Consider the following 18310-nt stretch of genomic DNA (forward strand, 5'->3'; position numbering starts at 1 on the left):
TTGGTATCAGCGCACGGAACGGAGGTAGCGCTGCACGGTTCGTCTGGAGCAACCAAGCACTTGTGCGATGTCGTTGATCCGCCATCCGCCTTTGCCCAGACGGATGGCCGTGCGAGCTCGGTCCGGCAGGGGCGTTGCACTCTTGGCAAGCAAGAGCATTGCCGCGATGCGGTCGCGCTCTGCGGGGCCGAAGCCGCCGTACCAACCGTGACGGGCTTCGGGGTCCTCCGCCCGCAGCGCCAGGGCTAGGCACTCCAAGCGGCCCCTGCAGCCGACGCATACGGCCAAGGGCCCCTCGGCGGGACGCTCCCCGTCCTCGGGATGGTAGAGACTCACGTCCACGCCCCTGCAAGCCGCCCGAACTGAGTCCCGGTGCTGAGACGACTGGATCAGATCGCGAAGCTCCTCTTCGCGGCCGACGAGAAAGTGCAGGCTGTCCATCGAGTACTCCAGCTCGTGGCCATGTCCGGTCCACAGTGAATTGCCAGGGTGAGCTGGGAACTGCCCGGCGCACCCACTTGATGTCTTCCGGGTCACGCCCGGTGTGACGGCAAGCGGTAGCGGATCGTGGGTTCGGCCCCAAGGTGTACCGGCTTCCCGAGCAGAAGCCCGGAAAGCCGGCGTTGCCGCCCTCGCCCTGGTCGGGTGGGTGGGCCTCACTGTTTATCCGCGTCGCGATTCCCGGCGCGCGGCCGGGCTTCCATGCCTATCCGGTGAACCCCGGGGGCACGAGCGATTCAAGCGACCTCGTCCTGAGGCGGCGTGTCCTCGTCGGTCGACTGACCGTCGAACTCGTCGTCCGATTCCTCGCCTTCCTCGTCGTCAGGGTCCGCGTCGAGGCCGTACGGGTCCTCGGCGATAATCCCGTGTCGCTGGACACTCCGCTGTTGCCAGACGGGCAGCTTGAATAGGACGTCCTGCAGGACGTGCCGCCATGCCTCACAGTCGGCTCGGTCGGCGCCCAGTGAATCGATGGCACGGGTCCCGTCGTCGGCCCTGACCGCTTCCACGACCTTGACCGCACCTTCGACCGCCTGGATCGAAGTGGCCAGGTCATGCAGGGCATTCCCGAGAATCTCAGCCGCGTTCCGGGGAGCTGGTGTAGGTGATGGGCCTTCGCCAGCGGGTGGGAAGGTGCGGCGGAGGTCCGCGTCGGTGACGAGGATGTCGCGGCCGTCGTCGTTCTGAGTGACCCGTCCTGTCTCATCTACCTTGCGGGTCCTACGACCCGCCGAAGAGTCGAGGAGCGTCTGCTTCAGCTGGTGCACACCGTGCTGGGTACTACGCATGCGGTCGATGACCTCGCCTGGGTGCCGACGGTCGGGTTGATCGTTGTTCTTCGTGCCACGGTCCCCCGTGAGCTGGCCATTGATAACCAGGGGATAGGCGCTTCGGGCCGCAAGTTCCCGGGTCGCCGCGCCTGGTTCCCCCTTTGCCACCTCCGCAAGCGCAGCCCGGGCCAGCTCCTCCGTCCCACGGAACGTGGCCTCCCAGTCCTTGGCCAGCTCGCCCGGGAACGCCGACTTCAGGTACTTCCGCATCCGTTCCCGCCTACGGGAGTCCTCTTCCGAAACCGAGCGCATAACCAGAGAGGAAGCCACGTCGAGCAGCAGTTTCGTGGTGATGTTCTTGCGGGTGCTCTGTCCGGTGATGGCAACCCGCACAGCAGCATGGATCGGCTGATCACGCTCGGCGAAGAGCCTGACGATCGCCGCCGCCCGCACGGACGGGTCGTCGTTGAATCCGGCGGCCTTCGCCTGCTCGGGGGTGAGAGCACCGCGTAGCCAGTCGGCCTTGGCGGGAGTGATGAGTTTTCGCCGCTCGATCTCGTCCACCACGGCGTCGGCGAGAGCCTCGTTCTCCGCGGCTTCACCCCACGGCTTGGGAGAGTCGACGTGCCGGAGTGCGACCAACGACTTCACGGCGACGCCGAAATCAGCGGTGGTGCCATCATGCGGCTCGAACCCGACGAGTAGCAGCGCCGGAAGCCGTTCGCAGCGCACGGTGACTGCCACCCCCGGGTCAACCTGTGCCGGATCGCCCGCGGTCTTGATCGCCTCGTTGAGCTTGCGGATGTGAGACCGCAGCTTCGCCGTGTCCCGGAGGTAGGGAACGTCGGCGGACCTGAGGTCGAGCAGGTCGTGGGCGCACGTCACGCGGCTCGATCCCTCGACCGTGACCGGAACCGTTACCCCTGGTGTGCTGTCCTCGTGCTGAAAGGCCGTCGCGGCCAGCCACACCTCTGTCATCACTCCCTGGTGACGGAGGGACTCTCGCCAGTCGTTGTGGTCGAGCACGTACTCCTTGGACAGTTGTGCCGCCCACGCGAGGTGTTCCTGGTTCGCGAGCCTCTGCACGAGTTCCGGGCGACTCCCTGACGCCGCGATGGGCTCCGCCAACGGACGGAAGCGCGTGCTCTCGCCAGTACCGATCAGGTTCGAGGCCGGATGCCGGCGCGACGGACCGATCCGCGGGTTTCGCGGGTCTGGGATGATATAACGCGCCCATACGTCAGCCCGGATGGCCAGGATCACGCCGCCGGGCACCCGCAACCGCTCCGGGGACTCTGCCGCCCGGCGGGCGGCAGATGGGTCGACGACAGCCTGCGCGAGGGCCAATGCAGCAGGCTCGCCCATGGCGAAGTGTTCGATGAGTTTGTCGGCAAGCTTCCGTCCTGCGGCCGCCAATGCAGGCAGGGGCAGCGCTTCGACAGGGCGGGGCAGCACGGTCTCGCCCGCGCCGGATGACGGATCCATCAGGTGTTCTCCGATCTTCGTCCCGGTGTCCATCCAGGCACGCACCTGGACGCCGTGGTCGTCCAAGGAAATCGGTCACGCTGTTTCCCGTTCTCCCCCTCGGCCCGCCCGGGCCAAGACCCGATGTGTCCGAGACGGCATCAGCACGCTCGACCGCACTTCCGAGACGTACCGGCTTCGACTGCCGGCGTTGCCGCCCACCGCCAACATGGCGAAGGTGAGGAGCTTGAGTCCGCTGATGTGACTGCCCGAAAAACGCTAGCAGCAGGGGTGACACCCCCTCAGAATCCTGTGATTCCCTACCGGTTGGCTGCACAAGTGTGCTACGCGACGTACCGGGGAACAGGTCCTCTTTGCCGCAGCTCATCACGACAGTATGGTTCCGCCGAGCGGTGTGGTCTTCCAGATCCCACCGGCCTGGATGCCTTGTGGCTGATCGGCGCGGCCGAGCGATTCGGGCAGTTTCGTAGGCCGGTCAGAACGGCGGTCAGACGGACTCGGCTCGGCAGCCGCCGACTGATGCCCTGCTGGGAGCCATCCGGGAGCCGACCCGCTCCCCGAGCCCCTCCCACACCACCCGAGAGCATCCCACCCCAACGCCCTGGCCAGGCGAAACATCAAACCTTCCGGTGTCGATCTTGCCCGACCCTCATTCGGGACGAAGAGGTCGTGGGTTCAAATCCCGCCACCCCGACAGCTAAATAGCAGTTCAGAGGGCCCTCACCGAATCGGTGAGGGCCCTCTGACGTTGCTGCGTGTCTAACTGCGTGACTACCGATTCCTGAGTGCTTTAGCGTCTACGACTTCCGCGGATCGGCTCCGAAGATGCCGTCCATGACGACCGCACCGGTCTGGATCACGGGCCGGATCTGCTTCCGGTAGACCTCCTCGGTCACGGCAGTACCCGAGTGCCCGACGAGCCGGGAGATCTCCTCCAGAGGGACGCCCCGGTCAGAGAGCAGCGACACAAAGCTGTGCCGGAGCTCCCGGGGCGTCCACTCGGCACCGTCGACACCGTCAACGTCTTTGAGCGCCTAGCGGAAGGCGCGGCGGACGTTGGCTGCATCGAGTGGCTTGCCCACGGCCGAGGAGAAGACGAGCCCGTGTTCCTCCCACTCCTCGTCAGCGGCGAGCCGGTCCCACCCCTGCTCCTCGAACTGCTGCCACAGCGCTTCCACGCAGCGCGACGGCAGGGCGAGAGTGCGCCGGGACTTCCGGGTCTTGGTGTCCCCACTCCGCCGGACCGACCGCCAGACGGCGATGTGCGGAGGCTGTGGCGGGTCGAAGTCCGCGGCCCCCTTCAGTACGGCCTCGGCCTGGACGAAGGTGAGTGCCTTGGACGGCCGCCCCGCCTGTCCCTGCGGCACCGAGCACAGTTCGACGACGTTGCGCTTTACCTTGTCCCGCGCCATGGCCCGCTTTACCGCACGGTTCAGGCAGGAGTGGAGGCCCTGGAGTGTGCGCGTGCTGAGCGTCTTCGACTTGCTGGCCAGCCAGCGGTCCACGTCCTCCGCGCTGAGGTCGCGGAGCTTGCGGGCGCCGAGGGATGGGATGACGTGCTTCTCGCTCAGGAGCGTGGCCGTTTCGACGGTGCTGGGGTCGAGGCCGGCCAGGCCGTAGGCGAGCCAGTCCGTGACCGCGTCCTTGACCGTGTAGTTGGTGGGCGCGATGGCGAGACCGTCTTCGTGGTCCCGCAGCACCTCTTTGAGCTTGTTCTTGGCCTCCGTCTTGGTCTTGTCACTCCCCCGCTTGACGATCCGTTTCCCGCTCGGGTCGAAACCGAGGTTCGCCGTGGCGATCCAACGCTGTCTCCTCTCGTCCCAGTGGAGACCGCCGTCACCGCGACTACGACGCTTGGTCATCAGGCAGCACGCCCCAACTGCCCGGAGATGAAGTCGTGGAGAGCCGAAGCACGGATACGTCGGCACCGGCCGATGGCGACGGAAGGTAGACGCCGGGTACGGATCAGGTCGTAGACCGTGGACCGTCCGACCTTTAGGCGAGCCATGACGTCGACCACGGTCAACAGCTCGTCGTCACGCATGTGTTGGTTCTCCTTCCGTTCCGGGGGGCGGGTTCGAGCGACTCGGAGAGCCAGGCTTCGGCGGAGGAGAGGCCGGTTCCGGCGAAGACCCAGTGCGCGAGTACGTACGTGGTGTTGGTGGTGGGGCCGTTGGCGGGTGCGGCTTGCGCTCGGCGCCATTCGGCTCGGGCGTCGCGGAGGGCGCCGAGGGTGGTGGAGTAGCGGCGGGATTTGGTGGAGAAGTGGCCGCGGAAGCCGAGCATGTGGGCCCAGGCGCGTAGGCGGAGGTGTTCGAGGTCCTTGCGGGCGCCGAGGGTCCAGGCGGTTCGGATGAGGCGGCGGGCGTGGTCGCTGATGTCGAGGTGGGTGAGTTCGGCGGCGAACTTGAGGGGGTGGTCGAGAGCTCCCGTCGTTGTTTCGGCGCCCTTGGTGGCGTACTTGGCGATGTAGGCGGCGACGGCTCGTTCGGTGAGTTCCTGGCCGTCGTTGAAGTCGGCGGATCGGATGGTGCGGACGTCGAGTTGGCGGCCGAAGGTGAAGGTGTGGGTGCGGTCGTCGATGGTTGCGCCGTCGACCTGGACCTTGGGTGCCGCGGCGTGGATGGCGTCGGTGAGCAGGTCAGCGGTCGCCCAGGGCGGGGGCGGAGTGTCGCCGCCGGTGGGGCCGTCGATGCGGATGACGGCGTGGAAGTGGACGGCTCCGCGCTTCTGGTACTCGGCGACCTTGGCGAAGGACACGCGCGCGTGGTCGCGGAACCGGCGCTGGGAGAGGCCCGCTCGCTTGGCGACCTCTCGGCGCAGGTAGGTGGAGAAGCGGCGCCAGAGGGGACCGGTGTGGGCGTTCCAGAGGACGGCCGCTTCGTAGTCGTAGGTGTCCGGGTTGAGTGGGGTGCCGAGTCGCTCGTCGTCCTGGTCGTGGTGGACGCCACAGCGGCAAGTACGGCCGCTGGAGGGCCGGTTGCGGACTGGGCCGAAGCCGGGGGCGGTGAAGGTGGCGAAGACGCGGGGGTGGGTGGCGACGTGTTCGGGGGTGCCCTTGTCTCCGCGCAATCCTGCGGTGATCAGGTGGAAGGTGTCGCGGCGGTAGACCTCGGAGCAGGCCGCGCAGCGGGTGGTGCGGCGGTTGTTGCAGCGGACGAGGAGTTGGCCGACCGGGAGCGTCGAGGAGTTGAGGTGGTGGAGGATGCCGCCGATCTCGCCGGTTTTGATGTCGACGTCGTATTCGGTGCGGTGGCCGTCGAGGCGGATGGGGTTGGTGCAGCCGCCGAGGCCGGAGAGTTGGCGGAGGATACCCGGGAGGGTGCCTTGCGCGGCCAGGTTCGCTAGTTCGGGGAGTGGGGCCGGGGTGGGGCGGGTGAAGATGCTTGCTCCCTCTGGCTGGCTCGGTCAGGAGAGACGGGTCCCGGGGCGGCGAAATGCTTGGTCGTGTGCCGCCGCCCCGGAGGTCAGGGGTCGTTCCGGGGGTCGTTCAGCGGCGGTGGTCGCGGAGCATCGAGCGCAGGACCACGGCGGCGATGGCTACGGAGATGGCCGTTACGGCGACGGCGGCCAGGAGCGCGGTGAGGACGACTCCGCCGACGACCAGAGCGGCGACCGTGTTGCGGTCGATGGCGACCGGCGGGAGCGAACGCCGTACGGGCATCGGGTCGGCCGGGGTGTGGGTGTGTGAGGGCGGCGGGGTCGGGTTGTCGGGGTACTTGGGCAGGAACACGGAGAACCCTTTCTCATCTACTCGTCTAGTCATGTGAGCCGTTTACGACACCCACGCCGGAACGCGTGCCGGACTCGATGGCGGGGGCGAGGAAGGTGTGCGAGAGCCAGAAGCCGAACAGGGCGATCAGCACAACGATCCAGGTACGGACGCCGAGGAACTTGACCGCTCCCCAGGCGAAGAAGCCGAGAACGACGACGAGCGGCAGGCTGACGGTCACGGGGTGGAACTCCCTTTCAGCGGACGGGGCAGCGGTGGGTGTGCGCGGCCAGTTCGGCGGCGGCGCGGCTGTCGTAGTCGTGCGAGGCACCGCAGCGTGGGGCGGTGCAGGCGGCGGTGTGCTTCTCCTGGCCCCGGTCGTCGTAGGACGTGGCGACCTGGACGGGGCCGATGCGGATGACGTTGCGGAAGCGGCGGTTGGCGGGCACGGGTGATCTCCTTTTCGTTGATCGCTCGCCCAAGACGTGCGAGGGCGTGTAGACAGGCGACATGTCACGAGGTACACGGAGGCTGATCGCCCTCGGCGGATTCGCATTGGTGCTTGGGCTCACGTCCGCAGCGGGACGGTGGTGGGCGGGCCAGTCCTGGACCTCCGTGATCGCGATGTGCTGCTTCTTCGTGGCGATCCCCCTGGCCACCGCAGGAATTCAGCAAGTGCGGCGGAAGAGATGACGCCGCGTGCCGAAGTCCGCCTTCAGAGCTGCGCGGCCACGGCTTCGGCCATGGGTGCCGGGACACCGAGGCGGGCGCGGAGGGTCGGGGTGTCGATGGGGGTTCCAGTTCGGGTGTGATGCTCGGCGGCGACCTTGCGGGCGTGCTCGATCAGGGCGGCCGGGACAGGCACGGCAGGGCGCTCGGGTGGTGCTTCCATGGCCGGTTGCGCGGGCATCTCAGGCGGAGGTGCGGGCGCGTCCTCCTGGACGTCGGCGGTCTCAATGTCCTTGGTTGCCGGGGTCGTTGTGGTGTGGGCGAGGAGGGTTCCGCCGAGAAAAGCGACGGCGGGCCAGCCCGCGACGAGGATGCGCAGCCAGGCGGGGACGTCGCCGAGGTCGAGCAGGCCGGCGGTGGCGACGTTCGCGCCGAGGGACGCGGTCAGGGCGATGACGAACCAGCACCAGCCGGAGGCCTTCGCGTCGCCGGTCCGCAGTCGGCGCCAGGCGGCGACGAGGAGCAGGTCGACGCTGATGGGGTAAGGCCCACGCTTTCCATCCGTCCTGTCCGGCCGCCGAGGCGATGTCGTGCAGGTGGGCGAAGGAGAGGGCGGCGGCGATGAGGGCTTGGACGAGTACCGCGTCGACGCGGGCCAGTTGGGCGCGCATGATGCGGCTCCTTCCGGGTTCGGGCATGGGAGGGGTAGGGACCTGGCGCGAGGCGGTCACGCCGAACCAGGGGTGGGAGAAGGTCAGTTGGTTGCCGGGCGCGGCTGGACATTGGGGCCCGGGGCCTTGACCGGTTGCGCGGGTGCGTACGGCTGGAAGCGCTTGAGTGCGGGCAGGTCGGGCACCAGGTGCGCGGAGTCGCGGCAGATTTCAGCGGCGTCGCCGAGGGAGAGGTAGGGGGTGCGGATGCGGGACCAGCCGCCGGAGGTGTCCCCCGCTACGGCCAGGCCGGGGCGTTCGGGGGCGATGGCGCAGGCGGTGCCGACGGCTTCGGGGGCGATGTCGCCCAAAGCCATCTTGGCGGAGGCTTCGTCGTTGACGCGGTGGCAGACGCGGCCGGTGAGCTGGGCGCGAAGCATGGTGGCGCCCTTTCCGAGTTCGGCGCCGAAGCGCTGTCCGCAGACTTCGAGGTAGATGCCGGCGGCGCGGCCGAGTTGGGCGAGACGGATGAGCTGGGTGACCATCTCGTCGCGGCGTTCCTCGTCCTTGCGGGTGGCGACGAGGAAGAGTTCGGCCACCTCGTCGACGAACAGCACGATCGGGACCGGGCGTTCGTTCTCGGGCAGGCCCCAGATGTCTGAAGTGATCTCCTCGTCGGAGGTGTTGAAGGCGATGCCCTGCCGGGACTTGATCAGGTCGTAGCGGTCCTCCATTTCGTCGATGAGTGCGGGCAGCAGGTCGGCGGCCTGGTCGGGGTCGGTGGCCAGGGCTGAGAGGCGGGCAGCGAACGGGGAGAGTTCCACGCCGCGTTTGCAGACGATGCCGACCAGGGCGACCGACTGTCGGGCGAGTCCGGCGACCAGGTGGCGCAGATACATGGACTTGCCCGACAGCGTTGCGCCAAGGGTGAGTTGGTGCGGGACAACGCGGTAGTCCCGTACGAATGGGGTGGCGTCCTCGCGCAGGGCCACCGGCACCTTGAGGAGGGCGGACGGAAGCTTGCGGGGCATGCGGACCCGCCGTAAAACGTCGTAGCCGACGAGCCGGAGTTCAACGACGCCGGGCTTGAGGGTGGTGACGTAGACGGCGTGAACTCCCCAGGCGTGCCGCAGCCGTTCGGCGGAGGCGGCGACGTCGGCGGGTTCCTGTCCGGGAGCCAGACGGAGACGTATCCGCAGGCCGGTCGTGGTGGGTCGGATGATGCCCCGGCGGGGCGGTACGGGCCGGACTTCGCGGCGGGTGGTTGCTTTGACGGCGAGGATGCGCAGCCGGGACGGGGCGACGGTCAGGCCGCATGCCTCCATGATCGAGCCGTACGAGCTGAGCAGGCGGGTGGTGGATATCGGCAGGCCGATCGTGGACCAGTACGCGGCAGGGTGCTTGGCCCGGGTGTAGGCGGCCCCGCCACCGATCGCGGCGAGGGGACCACCCACCTCCAGAAGCGTCGTCAGGCCAGTCATCAGGCGGCGACCCCGGCACCGACCGGGAACGCGGCCGGAGTCACGGCGGCGGCCCGGAAGGCGATGCCGTGGCGCTGCTGCCCGTTGAACACGCTCTCCCACGGACGGGCGACCAGCCCCGGGAGCGAGACCGGAGCTCCGAGCGCCAGCCCCTCGGAGACACCGCCCTCGGGGACGGTGACCTTGATGAGGGAGGACTCGCCCTCCTCGATGTAGACGACGCCGAGCGTCATCAGCGCCTCGCCGCTGACGGCGTCCTTGGCGATCTCGCCGGTCTGACGGTCGCGGACCTTCGGCTCCGGGGCCTCGGTCAGCAGGATCGTCGCGGCGGCGGTCTCAACACGGATGGTACGCAAGGAAGTTTCCCTATCTACTCGTCTATACATGCAGCAATCCGAGAACCCGATCTCCGGGTTCGTGCGGACCACCCTGCCACACAACTTGCCCACTCATCTATACGAGTATGCAGGTTGGGGTGTACGAGTTCGGGAAGCGTCCCCCGCGCACCACCGCCCATCACGCGATCAGGTCGCCGGGAGCTGGTACGACAGCACGTACGCGTCCGCCGCCATGACCGTGTCGCAGACCTCCACCGCCCGCCCTTCCGTGTCGTACGCAGTGCGGACGAGGTGGATCACGGGCACGCCGGAGGCCAGCCGGAGCGTCTTGACCTCGGTGGGCGAGGGCATCCGGGCGCGGATCTCCTCCTCGAAGTGGTCGAGGTGGTGGCCGAGTTCTTCGAGGCGGGCGTAGATGCCGCCGGGGCCCGGGTTGGGTTCGGCGATCTGCGTGCCGCGCGCGATGTCGAGGGGGAGGTAGGAGGTGGCGAACTCGACCGGCTTCCCGTCGAGGAGGTAGCGGCGCCGGCGGGCGAGCACACGCCGTACGGAACCGAGCCGGGTGGAGATGTCCTGGCTCGCCTTTTCCTCCTTCACCTCCAGACTGTCGACCTGGGGATGACTGCCGGCAGCGTCGGCCTCGACGATGAACGCGGACTTCCCTTGTTCACGGTGCCGTCGCGCGAAGCGGTCGGAGGCGAGACGCCGCACGGGCGGCCGGGGCCGGACGAAGACGCCCTTTCCGTGCTCGGCGTGCACCAGGCCTTCGCCCTGGAGGACGGAGAAGGAGTTGCGGACGGTCATCCGGGAAACCCCGTAGTGCTCGACGAGGTCAGCTTCGGAGGGCAGCTTTTCGCCCTCCTTGAACCGCCCACGGTCGATGGCCTCGCGCAGCTGGTCGGCGATCTGCCGGAAGACCGCACGATCACTCGTGGGGTCGAGATCGCCGAGCAGGCCGGAACGGAGAGGGCTCACAGTGAGTACTCCTTTAGGTATCTAGACGAGTGGGCAAGTGTTGTTGCTACGGTGGAGAGCCTAGCCAGCCGGGAGGGCCGAGGAACGTGAGCACTGACCGTCCGCACTCCGTGAGCGTCGCCGGAGTCATCGTCGACGACCACGGCCGCGCCCTCCTGATCAAGCGCCGCGACAACGGCAAGTGGGAACCCCCGGGTGGCGTCGTCGAGCGAGACGAAACCCTCCCCGAGGCCCTCCAGCGCGAAGTCCTCGAAGAAACCGGCATCAAGATCGCACTCCCTGCGACCCTCACCGGCGTCTACAAGAACATGACCGGGCTGATCGTCTCCCTGGTCTTCCGCTGCCAGGCCGCCGACGGCACACCCACCACCGGGGACGAGACCCGCGCACTGCGCTGGGCCACCCGCGAAGAAGTATCCGAACTCGCCGACGAGGCCTACGCGATCCGCGTCCTCGACGCACTCGACGCGGCGTCTCCGCCGGCCGTCCGCGCCCACGACGGCGTGAAACTCGTCTAGCCCGAACCCGCTGCACATGGCGGCCTACCAGCACGAAGGAACTTGTATGCACGAGTATACGAGTACTGCGCGGGTCTGGGGACTCACTTGCCCAGGATTCCCGGAAGAGGTCAGCCGGGCACGGCGCTGGACGCGGGACATCCTGCGCGGGTCGCTGTTGGCCGACGATGCGGAACTGATCGTGAGTGAGCTGAGCGCGAACGCCATCCTCCACACCGCCAGTGGGCGGGAGGCCGGCAGTTTTCATCTGGCGCTCGCGGTGTCGTCGCAGGTGGTTGCCCTGTCGGTGACGGATGGCGGGGGCGCGGGGACGGCTCCGAAGGTCGAGCACCGGGGCCAGGAGGCGGAGCACGGCCGGGGGCTGGGGATGGTCAGCGCGATTGCGCACCGGGTTGTGGTCCACGACAGCGACGGCGGTCACACGGTCACCGCAGATCTCTTCATGGATGTACGACGAGGAGGGCACCCATGCTGAGCACGACGATCGGCCCAGGCTTTTGATGCGAATGCTGGACCCGGCACCTGGACGACAGCCAGCCGCCAACACTCTTCGGCTCCTACGACGCGTGCACAGAGACCGAGGCGAACAACTGGGTTTCCGAGATCCTGCGCACCCATCTCACCGGCACTGGACTCCGACGCCTCCCAGGAGGCATGGGAACGGCTCTACGACCACCGCGTCAACACCCGACGGGCCCTGTTGCGCCGCGTGCCCTGGACGGTGTCCGTCATCCACGCCCGCACGCTCATCACCTGGACTGTAAGCCCCGTGACCTTCCTGCCGCTGGCACACCGTCAGGCGGCAGAACTCCCCACATGCGCATACGACTTCAAGCCCCACACGCCCCAACAGACCGACTGAGTTACAACTTTCTCTACTGGTTCAAGGCGGCTCGCTCCGCTCACCGCACGCGGCCCGGCCCCCGGCCGGGCCTGCGCTCCTGTCTCCGCCCCGCTCCAGCCCGGCCGGCGCCCGCGCCGCGCACACAGCAATCCGCCGCCTGATGCCAGAGAAGAGGTACGTCCTGGCGGGGGGGCAGTCGGCTCCGCGCTAGGTGATTCCTGCTGTCAGTGGCTGGCAGTAACCTGACCAAGCAGAGCCAGAAGGGTGACCCGTAATCGCCAGGAGAGCACTTGACCGAGAGTACCCGTGGGGTAATTTACATTCTCGCAAATTCCCTCATCCCTGGAGTATTGAAGATCGGCCGCACACACAGAGAGTCCACAGAGCGCGCTAGAGAGATCTCCCGGGCAACCGGAGTGCCGACCGAGTATGAAGTGATCTACGATCAGGTCGTAAGCGACGCCAGCGCCGCAGAAAAAGAACTACACTCACTGCTTCGCATTCACCGCGTGAACGCTCAACGCGAGTTCTTCAAAATCCCAACCCGCGAGGCAATTCGACACGTACAGAATGTCTGTGCTCGCTATCCAGTGAACGAAGTAGTTGAGGCGGTAGAAATAGACGCCCTACCCGCCCTGGAAACCCGAATGCGGCGATGGCTGCGGCGTGACCTAGTGGCGGTGAAGTTCGTGCAATATCCCGACCTATGCCTCATTAAATGGGTCGTCCAGCCGGACTTTAGAAAACTTGCAGCATACGAGAATATTTTCGATCTGGCAGTAATCGGCGACGAGCGCGATAGATGCATGGAAGATCGAGTACGGCACCACGACATCTATCAATGCGAGGGTGGATCTTATTGCCCAGTCCATTATTCCGCCAAAGAGAACTTCGAGTTTTTTCTTGAGCTAGACCCATATTCGATGATCATGACAGGGTTGGACATCCTGACTCCCGAAGCAGCCGACTATGTGGCTCACCTTTGGGAAGATCGTAAGTTGGAACCACCAAATCGCCTAGATTGGAATATCGTCGGCGTTAAATACGACATGATGGGGCCTGAAGAAGAGTGGCGAAAAGTTCTGGCTAAGAATGGAATCGCCGATAGGGGGACCGAAGGTGGCGCCGAAATCATCGACGGTTGAGCCAGCTTCCTGCAGCAGTCGCTGCCCAATGTCTCGCCGCCACGGTCCCGTCGTTGTGACTAGCTCTCGTCGACGACACAAGCCAGTAGCGTGGCCGAGGCCGGTGGGGGTGCAACGAGGCACACGCGTGCGTGCTCGGTCGACGCACCCACCATCGTGGCTGACTGTCGTCGGCTGAGGTTCGTGCCACTGCCGTGCCAGATGCAGGGGTCAGCCAGGGTCAACAGGGGTGTCTGGCGGTCGAGTTTCCGGCCGCCACATCAGGTATCGAAGCCGCAGGTCAGCGGCCCCGCTCCCCCGCCTCTCTCCTAAAGCGGTGCTTGCTTCACGGCCATCAAAAGGGCGGTAAATGAGGTCGGCCAACCAACCGAGGTAAGCGGGAGTCCCAACTCAGGCTTGCTGTCCTTGCCGACGCCCGATAGCGACGGGCTACGAGCGCCCTGCCCACGGGGACCGCACTCTCGTACCTTGCCGACATGGATTGGACACCGCTTCTGGCCACGCTCCTTGGTGCCGCGATCGCTACGGGCTCCGCCCTGCTAGTTGAGCTTCGCAAGGATCGGCGTGAAGCAGCGACGGAGTGGAGGCGGAGCAAGCGAGAGTTGTATGGCGCCTATCTCGGGGTGCTGTCCCAGGTACGGAGCGAACTTCAGCTCATCATCTTGGATCGCGGTATGTCAGAAGCTGAGCGCAAGATCGCAGCCAGGCAAAGCTTCGCAAGGTGCTACGAGATTCGCTACCAACTGGAGGTCTTCGCACCACGAGCCGTTGTTGAGCCGGCGCTGGACTACTTTCGTAGCGTCCGTCGGGCGCGGGAGGCAACCATCAGGGGGATGTCGAACGGTGACGAGGGGTACGAGATCGCATTCCAGGAAGTGATGGAAGCCCTGACCGCTGTGCGTGCAGCGATGCGTCTCGACATGGGCACAGACAGGCTTCCTACCGACTGAGACGGGGCGGTCACTCCAAACTTCCGGCTCGGCGGGGCAAGCTGAAGACTCCCCCGCATCCTCTCAGCCAGCCGTGGCCTATCCGTGGACTCGCCCCGCCCGATCTGCCAAATGCCGAGTCCCTGACCTGCTGCTTCGTCTAGGATTCAAGGGCCCTCCGGAGCCGTTGTTGTGGCGTCTGTCCGTCGCTCAAGTGTGAGAGGAACTGACGGGATTCCGCGTTTCTGCCCTGGTGCGAACCTTCCAGTCTCAGACTGTTAGAAGTGCTCTTCACGTGCCGCTCAGAGCCAGCGCGGGCCGGAGGAGCCACCGTTGGACAAGGATGCACACCGGGGGGGCAGCCATGAGCGAGTGGATCGTTGCTTACAACCTGAACGGCGGAGACCCCGCCAATCCCTCGTACTACGACGATGACGAGTTGGACCCAGAGGAGGTCGAGGCTCGTGCGGAGGAGCATCGACAGAGGGGCGATCATGGCGACGCGCTCCGACACCAGCGCGACCTTCGCCGAAACGGACTGTTGTGACAGTGAGACGTCGCGGCCCCTGCATAAAAAGCGCGCATGGGCTGCTCAACCTCTGCCGTCCGTGAGTGTCTAACTGCGTGACAACGCCGACGGACGCCGGCGAACAAGCCCGGACGCCCGCGGACCATCAGCGCTGCTGAGGAACGAGGCAGCCCAAGGCAGAGCCTCCGTCCAAGCTGCTTCGGGACGAAGAGGTCGTGGGTTCAAATCCCGCCACCCCGACAGTGTCAGAGGGCCTGGTGTGCAAGTTGCACCGGGCCCTCTGTCGTGTCTCAGAGGCGAGCAGGTGGTCGGCGCCCCTGCGCGCCCCGCCCCAACCCAGTCACCGTTGGTCTGGGCTGCTGTGGGCCAGGGGCGGGTCGCGTCAGTCGGCGGGGGCTGTCGGCGTCGATGTCAGCTTCGGGTGATGTCGCTCGGCGTCGGTTGCTTCGGGTTTCGGGACAGTAGGCGTAGGCGGGCTACGTGGTAGGCCCATGCGTGGGTGGACACCTTTTTCTCGACGGCGAAATGGCGTCCCGTCGCCGCGTCCAGCACGCGGTGGTATTCCTCCATGAACTCCCAGGAGACCGCAGCGAAGTCTTCGTCCGACCAGTTGTACAGGTGGCGTAGCTCGAACTGTACGGCGGCGAGGAATTCCATCTCGCCCCGGTCGACCGGTTCGGTTCTGCCGCCGCTCTTCTGTATCCAGAGCTTCAGCTCTTCCGGCGCTCGTGACCATTTACTGCCGGAGTCCCGCAGTTCCGCGTAGTCGACCCAGGCCCAGAACGCTTCCGCGTCCGCTATGTCCGGTGCCTGTTTGTGGTGATCCACGCAGAGGAGGGCAAAGTTGCGGACGTCCATGGAGCCTCCCAGCGAGGCGGGTACGACGTGGGCACGTTCCACCGGCGAGCCCCAGCAGATCAGGCACTCCTCGGCGATACCGAGGTAGTCCATGATCGATCGCTTGGTCGGGTACGTCTTTCTGCTGCCCGCTTCGGCTTCCCTCGTGCGCAGCGGGAGCGACTCGATGTCGTACCAGAAGGACTTCTCCTCGCCTTCCGGATAACCGACCCGCATCTCCTCGGGAACTCTGTTGTCCTGCCGTCGGGGATTTTTCGCGGTGTACATCGGAGTGCTCAACTCCGTCAGATAGGGGAGTGCCTCCTTGGGCAGGAAGTTGTTGATCATCTCCCAGGAGTCCCGGTCATAGCCGTTCTCGCTGTTTCGATGACCCTGAACATCGAAGTGGAGGAAGCGTGGAGCACCGGGTCTCATGCTCTGCGCTTTGTGAATGATCTCGAAGATGCGTGGGGCGCAGCGCTCGAAGTTCTCATAAACCGCCATGTCATGCCAGAGCGCTATGCCCTTGGCCTTGGCCGGGCTCTTCTGAGTGTTCTTCCTTCTGGTCTTCTTCTTGGGCACCGTCTACTCCAAGTACAGGTGATGTCGGACGCGAGCAGGCCACCGTCGCCCATGGCAGTGTTCCGCCGGAGCAACTCGCCTTCCCCACAGGTCAGTTCGGGTGGACACTCCCCAGCCACAGCGTGTCGCGGGCTCGGGTCATGGCTACGAAGAGTTGACTCCGGGCCAGTTGGCGGCGTTCGGGGGCCGTTTCGGCGTGGGCGTCGGGGATGATCTCGTCGTGGCGGGGGAGGTAGACGCGCTTGAACTCAAGGCCCTTGGCGCGGCGGTAGGTTCCCAGTTTCACGGCCGGTACGGCGTGGCCGTCGTAGTGCTCCAGGAGGCAGACCGGGATGTCCGCGCGCGCGAGCAGCCGTTGCCAGTCGCTGATCCCTCGTTTCGAGGGGCACAGCACCGCCGCGTCGCCCAACTCGTCCGGCGACAGGGCGAGGAGGGCGTCCAGGAGGGCCTGGTCGTGTTCCGCGGGTGTCGGACGCACGCACCGGACGACCTGGCCGTCGCGGTAGGTCGGGTCCACGTCGCGGCGTCCCGGTGTACGGATGCCGTCGATGTCCTCGAAGGCGTCCTCGGCGACGACGGCGAGGGCCGTGTCCAGGATCTGCTGAGCGTTGCGGTAGTTGGTGCGCAGCACCTGCCCCCGGTCGCCGCGGATGTCGATGCCCGCCTCGGTCAGCCGGAAGCCGCCGGGGTAGACGGCCTGCTGGCCGTCGCCGATGAGGAGCAGCCCGTTGGCGGCGTCGCCGACCAGGGCGTGCAGCAGACGCAGGCCGACCAGGGACAGGTCCTGGACCTCGTCGACGATCACGGCCGCGTAGGCGGGCCGGTCCCGGTCCTCCCGCCACATCTCCGCGAGGGCCAGCGCCAGGACGTCGTTGAAGTCGTGCACCTCGCGCTGGATTCGGAGCCTCTCGTAGCTCTCGTAGAGGACCCAGACCGCTTGGCGGTGGACGCGCCGCAACGGGGTTCCGCGCCGCAACCTGCTCACCGCGGCGTACTCCTCGAAGGTGGCGAGGCCGCGCCCCTTGATGACGTGGTCGATCTCGTCGTGCCAGTAGCCGGGGGCGGGGTCGATCTCTTCGAGCAGGCTGCCCCGGCCGAGGTGCCGCCAGGCAAGGCTGAAGGCGGTTTCCGCCTTCTCGCCGTGCAGGCGCAGGGCGACGCCGCGGGCACGGAGGAATTCCTGCGCCCACTGGTGCAGGCTCCGGAAGTCCACGCGGTCGGCCACGGCGGGGGACATCGTGTTCAGGAACGTGCTCTGCACGCGAGGCAGGTTCTTCGCGAACGTGACGTAGAGGACGCGTCCCGTGGTGCGCTGGGCCAGGTACGCCGCGCGGTGCAGGCCGACCACCGTCTTGCCGGTGCCCGCCGGGCCGCTGATGCGGGCCGGGCCCGACCAGTTGCGCCGCACCAGCGGCACCTGGTCGGGGTCCAGGAAGGTCATCCACTGTTCGATCGGCGCCTTCATCGCCTCCGCCAGCGCCGCGTCCCGCAGCCCTTCGACGTCGAACAGCCCGTCGTCCCCGGCGGTCTGCGCCACGGGAGGCATCGGCTCCGCCGGCCTGGTCACCGTCGACGTCTCGTACGCGGGGAACGCGCGTTCCAGCAGGTCGCCGACGGCCCGGACCGCTTCCGGCCGCAGCCGCCGGGGCTCCTTCAGCAGCGCCGGGCCGACCTCGTGCTCGCCGAGCAGGCGTATCAGGCCGAGTGAGGCGTCCACGCGATGCCCCGCGAAGACGATCAACGGCTGTACGGCCACCGGCGACAGCCCCAGGGAGGCGACGGCTCCTTCGGCGGCCCTGGTCATCGCCAGCAGCTTGCGCGTGTGGCCGTCGCCGTCCTCGCCCCCCGCGCTGAGTCGGCCGTCCGACGTCCGGGGTGCCGTGTGCCGGTTCTTGACGTCCAGGACGTAGACGCCGCCGGGGCCGATCAGGAGCATGTCGGCGTCGGCCGCGCGGGGCCAGCGTCGGTCCACCAGGAGGCGCCAGCCGCGTTCGGTGAGGACCAACAGCTGGGCGGCGACCCGGCGTTCGCCCTCGTCGGCCGCCTCCCAGCGGCGTGTCTCGCGCAGCGCCGCCTGCCACTGCTCCCGCAGCAGCCTCTCCTGCCGCCGTGCGTCCTGCGCCCGACGCGACGCCGATCCACCAGCCCCCATAACGCCCCCCTGGTACACGGAGTGGCGATCATAAAACGCAGCGTGAACGACATGACAGGTAAGGTTCAGGCCAACGGCTGGCCGGAATCATCGCGCCGCCGCCGATCGGCGTGCCAGGTCGGGGCAACTCTCGAAGCGGACCGGCGTGCACGCGGCGCCTCACATGCCCTCTTGCACCAGGAAATCGGCGAAT

At 67.0% G+C, this 18310-nt stretch carries 17 protein-coding genes and 3 pseudogenes; 6 read left to right on the forward strand and 14 right to left on the reverse strand.

Annotated features, from left to right (window positions below):
• Window positions 1-6: 6 nt before the first annotated feature.
• The 5 genes and pseudogenes from ACIQOU_RS08280 to ACIQOU_RS08300 all read right to left on the reverse strand — a co-directional run bounded on the left by ACIQOU_RS08280 (window position 7) and on the right by ACIQOU_RS08300 (window position 6026).
• On the reverse strand, window positions 7-441 hold the full coding sequence (locus ACIQOU_RS08280) for a WhiB family transcriptional regulator (protein WP_401535094.1): 435 nt from the start codon (window positions 439-441) through the stop codon (window positions 7-9).
• A 296-nt stretch (window positions 442-737) separates the two neighbouring features.
• A complete protein-coding gene (locus ACIQOU_RS08285) occupies window positions 738-2789 on the reverse strand; it encodes a hypothetical protein (RefSeq protein ID WP_401535096.1) in 2052 nt (683 codons plus the stop codon).
• A 764-nt stretch (window positions 2790-3553) separates the two neighbouring features.
• Window positions 3554-4618 (reverse strand): annotated as a pseudogene (xerC, locus tag ACIQOU_RS08290) (tyrosine recombinase XerC).
• Entirely contained in the window at window positions 4618-4800 is a 183-nt protein-coding gene (locus ACIQOU_RS08295) for a helix-turn-helix domain-containing protein (protein WP_401535098.1), read from the reverse strand. The pseudogene xerC and the gene ACIQOU_RS08295 overlap by 1 nt, the downstream one beginning before the upstream one ends.
• Window positions 4793-6026, reverse strand: a pseudogene (locus tag ACIQOU_RS08300) (replication initiator). Before ACIQOU_RS08300 ends, ACIQOU_RS08295 begins: the two are co-directional and overlap by 8 nt.
• Here ACIQOU_RS08300 and ACIQOU_RS08305 point away from each other — a divergent pair.
• Window positions 5952-6104, forward strand: coding sequence for a hypothetical protein (locus ACIQOU_RS08305; protein WP_401535100.1), 153 nt, complete (start codon window positions 5952-5954; stop codon window positions 6102-6104). The pseudogene ACIQOU_RS08300 and the gene ACIQOU_RS08305 sit on opposite strands and share 75 nt — an antisense overlap.
• Window positions 6105-6246: 142 nt before the next feature.
• Here the strand turns inward: ACIQOU_RS08305 and ACIQOU_RS08310 are convergent, their stop codons facing one another.
• From ACIQOU_RS08310 to ACIQOU_RS08340, 7 genes and pseudogenes are all read right to left on the reverse strand, one after another.
• Entirely contained in the window at window positions 6247-6489 is a 243-nt protein-coding gene (locus ACIQOU_RS08310; RefSeq protein WP_401535805.1) for a SpdD protein, read from the reverse strand.
• A gap of 25 nt (window positions 6490-6514) precedes the next feature.
• A complete protein-coding gene (locus ACIQOU_RS08315) occupies window positions 6515-6709 on the reverse strand; it encodes a hypothetical protein (protein WP_019075277.1) in 195 nt (64 codons plus the stop codon).
• 16 nt (window positions 6710-6725) lie between these two features.
• Window positions 6726-6917 carry a mobile element transfer protein gene (locus ACIQOU_RS08320; RefSeq protein ID WP_093628273.1) on the reverse strand — a complete coding sequence of 64 codons (192 nt, stop codon included), beginning with the start codon at window positions 6915-6917 and terminating at the stop codon, window positions 6726-6728.
• Between the two features lie 266 nt (window positions 6918-7183).
• Window positions 7184-7808: pseudogene (locus ACIQOU_RS08325) on the reverse strand (DUF2637 domain-containing protein).
• A gap of 83 nt (window positions 7809-7891) precedes the next feature.
• Complete coding sequence (locus ACIQOU_RS08330; RefSeq protein WP_401535103.1) at window positions 7892-9268, reverse strand: FtsK/SpoIIIE domain-containing protein; 1377 nt, start codon at window positions 9266-9268, stop codon at window positions 7892-7894.
• The gene (locus ACIQOU_RS08335; RefSeq protein ID WP_093627640.1) at window positions 9268-9624 is read right to left on the reverse strand and encodes a hypothetical protein; all 357 of its coding nucleotides are present in this window, start codon (window positions 9622-9624) and stop codon (window positions 9268-9270) included. Before ACIQOU_RS08335 ends, ACIQOU_RS08330 begins: the two co-directional genes overlap by 1 nt.
• A 168-nt stretch (window positions 9625-9792) precedes the next feature.
• The gene (locus tag ACIQOU_RS08340; RefSeq protein WP_362985588.1) at window positions 9793-10581 is read right to left on the reverse strand and encodes a GntR family transcriptional regulator; all 789 of its coding nucleotides are present in this window, start codon (window positions 10579-10581) and stop codon (window positions 9793-9795) included.
• Window positions 10582-10691: 110 nt separating this feature from the next.
• On the opposite strand from ACIQOU_RS08340, the gene ACIQOU_RS08345 reads away from it, so the two are divergent.
• The 5 genes from ACIQOU_RS08345 (at window position 10692) to ACIQOU_RS08365 (ending at window position 14564) form a co-directional block, all read left to right on the forward strand.
• Window positions 10692-11099 carry an NUDIX hydrolase gene (locus ACIQOU_RS08345; RefSeq protein ID WP_401535807.1) on the forward strand — a complete coding sequence of 136 codons (408 nt, stop codon included), beginning with the start codon at window positions 10692-10694 and terminating at the stop codon, window positions 11097-11099.
• 46 nt (window positions 11100-11145) lie between these two features.
• Window positions 11146-11574, forward strand: coding sequence for an ATP-binding protein (locus ACIQOU_RS08350; RefSeq protein WP_401535106.1), 429 nt, complete (start codon window positions 11146-11148; stop codon window positions 11572-11574).
• A 659-nt stretch (window positions 11575-12233) separates the two neighbouring features.
• The gene (locus ACIQOU_RS08355; protein ID WP_401535108.1) at window positions 12234-13088 is read left to right on the forward strand and encodes a GIY-YIG nuclease family protein; all 855 of its coding nucleotides are present in this window, start codon (window positions 12234-12236) and stop codon (window positions 13086-13088) included.
• A gap of 476 nt (window positions 13089-13564) precedes the next feature.
• Window positions 13565-14038: a hypothetical protein gene (locus ACIQOU_RS08360; RefSeq protein WP_054213941.1), complete on the forward strand. Its 474-nt coding sequence runs from the start codon at window positions 13565-13567 to the stop codon at window positions 14036-14038.
• 343 nt (window positions 14039-14381) lie between these two features.
• Window positions 14382-14564, forward strand: coding sequence for a hypothetical protein (locus ACIQOU_RS08365; RefSeq protein WP_054213942.1), 183 nt, complete (start codon window positions 14382-14384; stop codon window positions 14562-14564).
• A 393-nt stretch (window positions 14565-14957) separates the two neighbouring features.
• On the opposite strand, the gene ACIQOU_RS08370 is transcribed toward ACIQOU_RS08365, so the two are convergent.
• Both ACIQOU_RS08370 and ACIQOU_RS08375 read right to left on the reverse strand, forming a co-directional pair.
• Window positions 14958-15965, reverse strand: coding sequence for a hypothetical protein (locus ACIQOU_RS08370; protein WP_401535110.1), 1008 nt, complete (start codon window positions 15963-15965; stop codon window positions 14958-14960).
• 91 nt (window positions 15966-16056) lie between these two features.
• Window positions 16057-18117: a UvrD-helicase domain-containing protein gene (locus ACIQOU_RS08375; RefSeq protein WP_401535112.1), complete on the reverse strand. Its 2061-nt coding sequence runs from the start codon at window positions 18115-18117 to the stop codon at window positions 16057-16059.
• Between the last annotated feature and the right edge of the window lie 193 nt (window positions 18118-18310).

The organism is Streptomyces sp. NPDC091279 (assembly GCF_044757465.1).
Lineage (GTDB): Bacteria > Actinomycetota > Actinomycetes > Streptomycetales > Streptomycetaceae > Streptomyces.

What these genes read in the sequence shown, in the direction of transcription:
- ACIQOU_RS08280 (WP_401535094.1), bottom strand. Translation starts at nt 441, where the DNA reads ATGGACAGCCTGCACTTTCTCGTCGGCCGCGAAGAGGAGCTTCGCGAT.
- ACIQOU_RS08295 (WP_401535098.1), bottom strand. Translation starts at nt 4,800, where the DNA reads ATGCGTGACGACGAGCTGTTGACCGTGGTCGACGTCATGGCTCGCCTA.
- ACIQOU_RS08285 (WP_401535096.1), bottom strand. Translation starts at nt 2,789, where the DNA reads ATGGACACCGGGACGAAGATCGGAGAACACCTGATGGATCCGTCATCC.
- ACIQOU_RS08360 (WP_054213941.1), top strand. Translation starts at nt 13,565, where the DNA reads ATGGATTGGACACCGCTTCTGGCCACGCTCCTTGGTGCCGCGATCGCT.
- ACIQOU_RS08350 (WP_401535106.1), top strand. Translation starts at nt 11,146, where the DNA reads ATGCACGAGTATACGAGTACTGCGCGGGTCTGGGGACTCACTTGCCCA.
- ACIQOU_RS08375 (WP_401535112.1), bottom strand. Translation starts at nt 18,117, where the DNA reads ATGGGGGCTGGTGGATCGGCGTCGCGTCGGGCGCAGGACGCACGGCGG.
- ACIQOU_RS08365 (WP_054213942.1), top strand. Translation starts at nt 14,382, where the DNA reads ATGAGCGAGTGGATCGTTGCTTACAACCTGAACGGCGGAGACCCCGCC.
- ACIQOU_RS08330 (WP_401535103.1), bottom strand. Translation starts at nt 9,268, where the DNA reads ATGACTGGCCTGACGACGCTTCTGGAGGTGGGTGGTCCCCTCGCCGCG.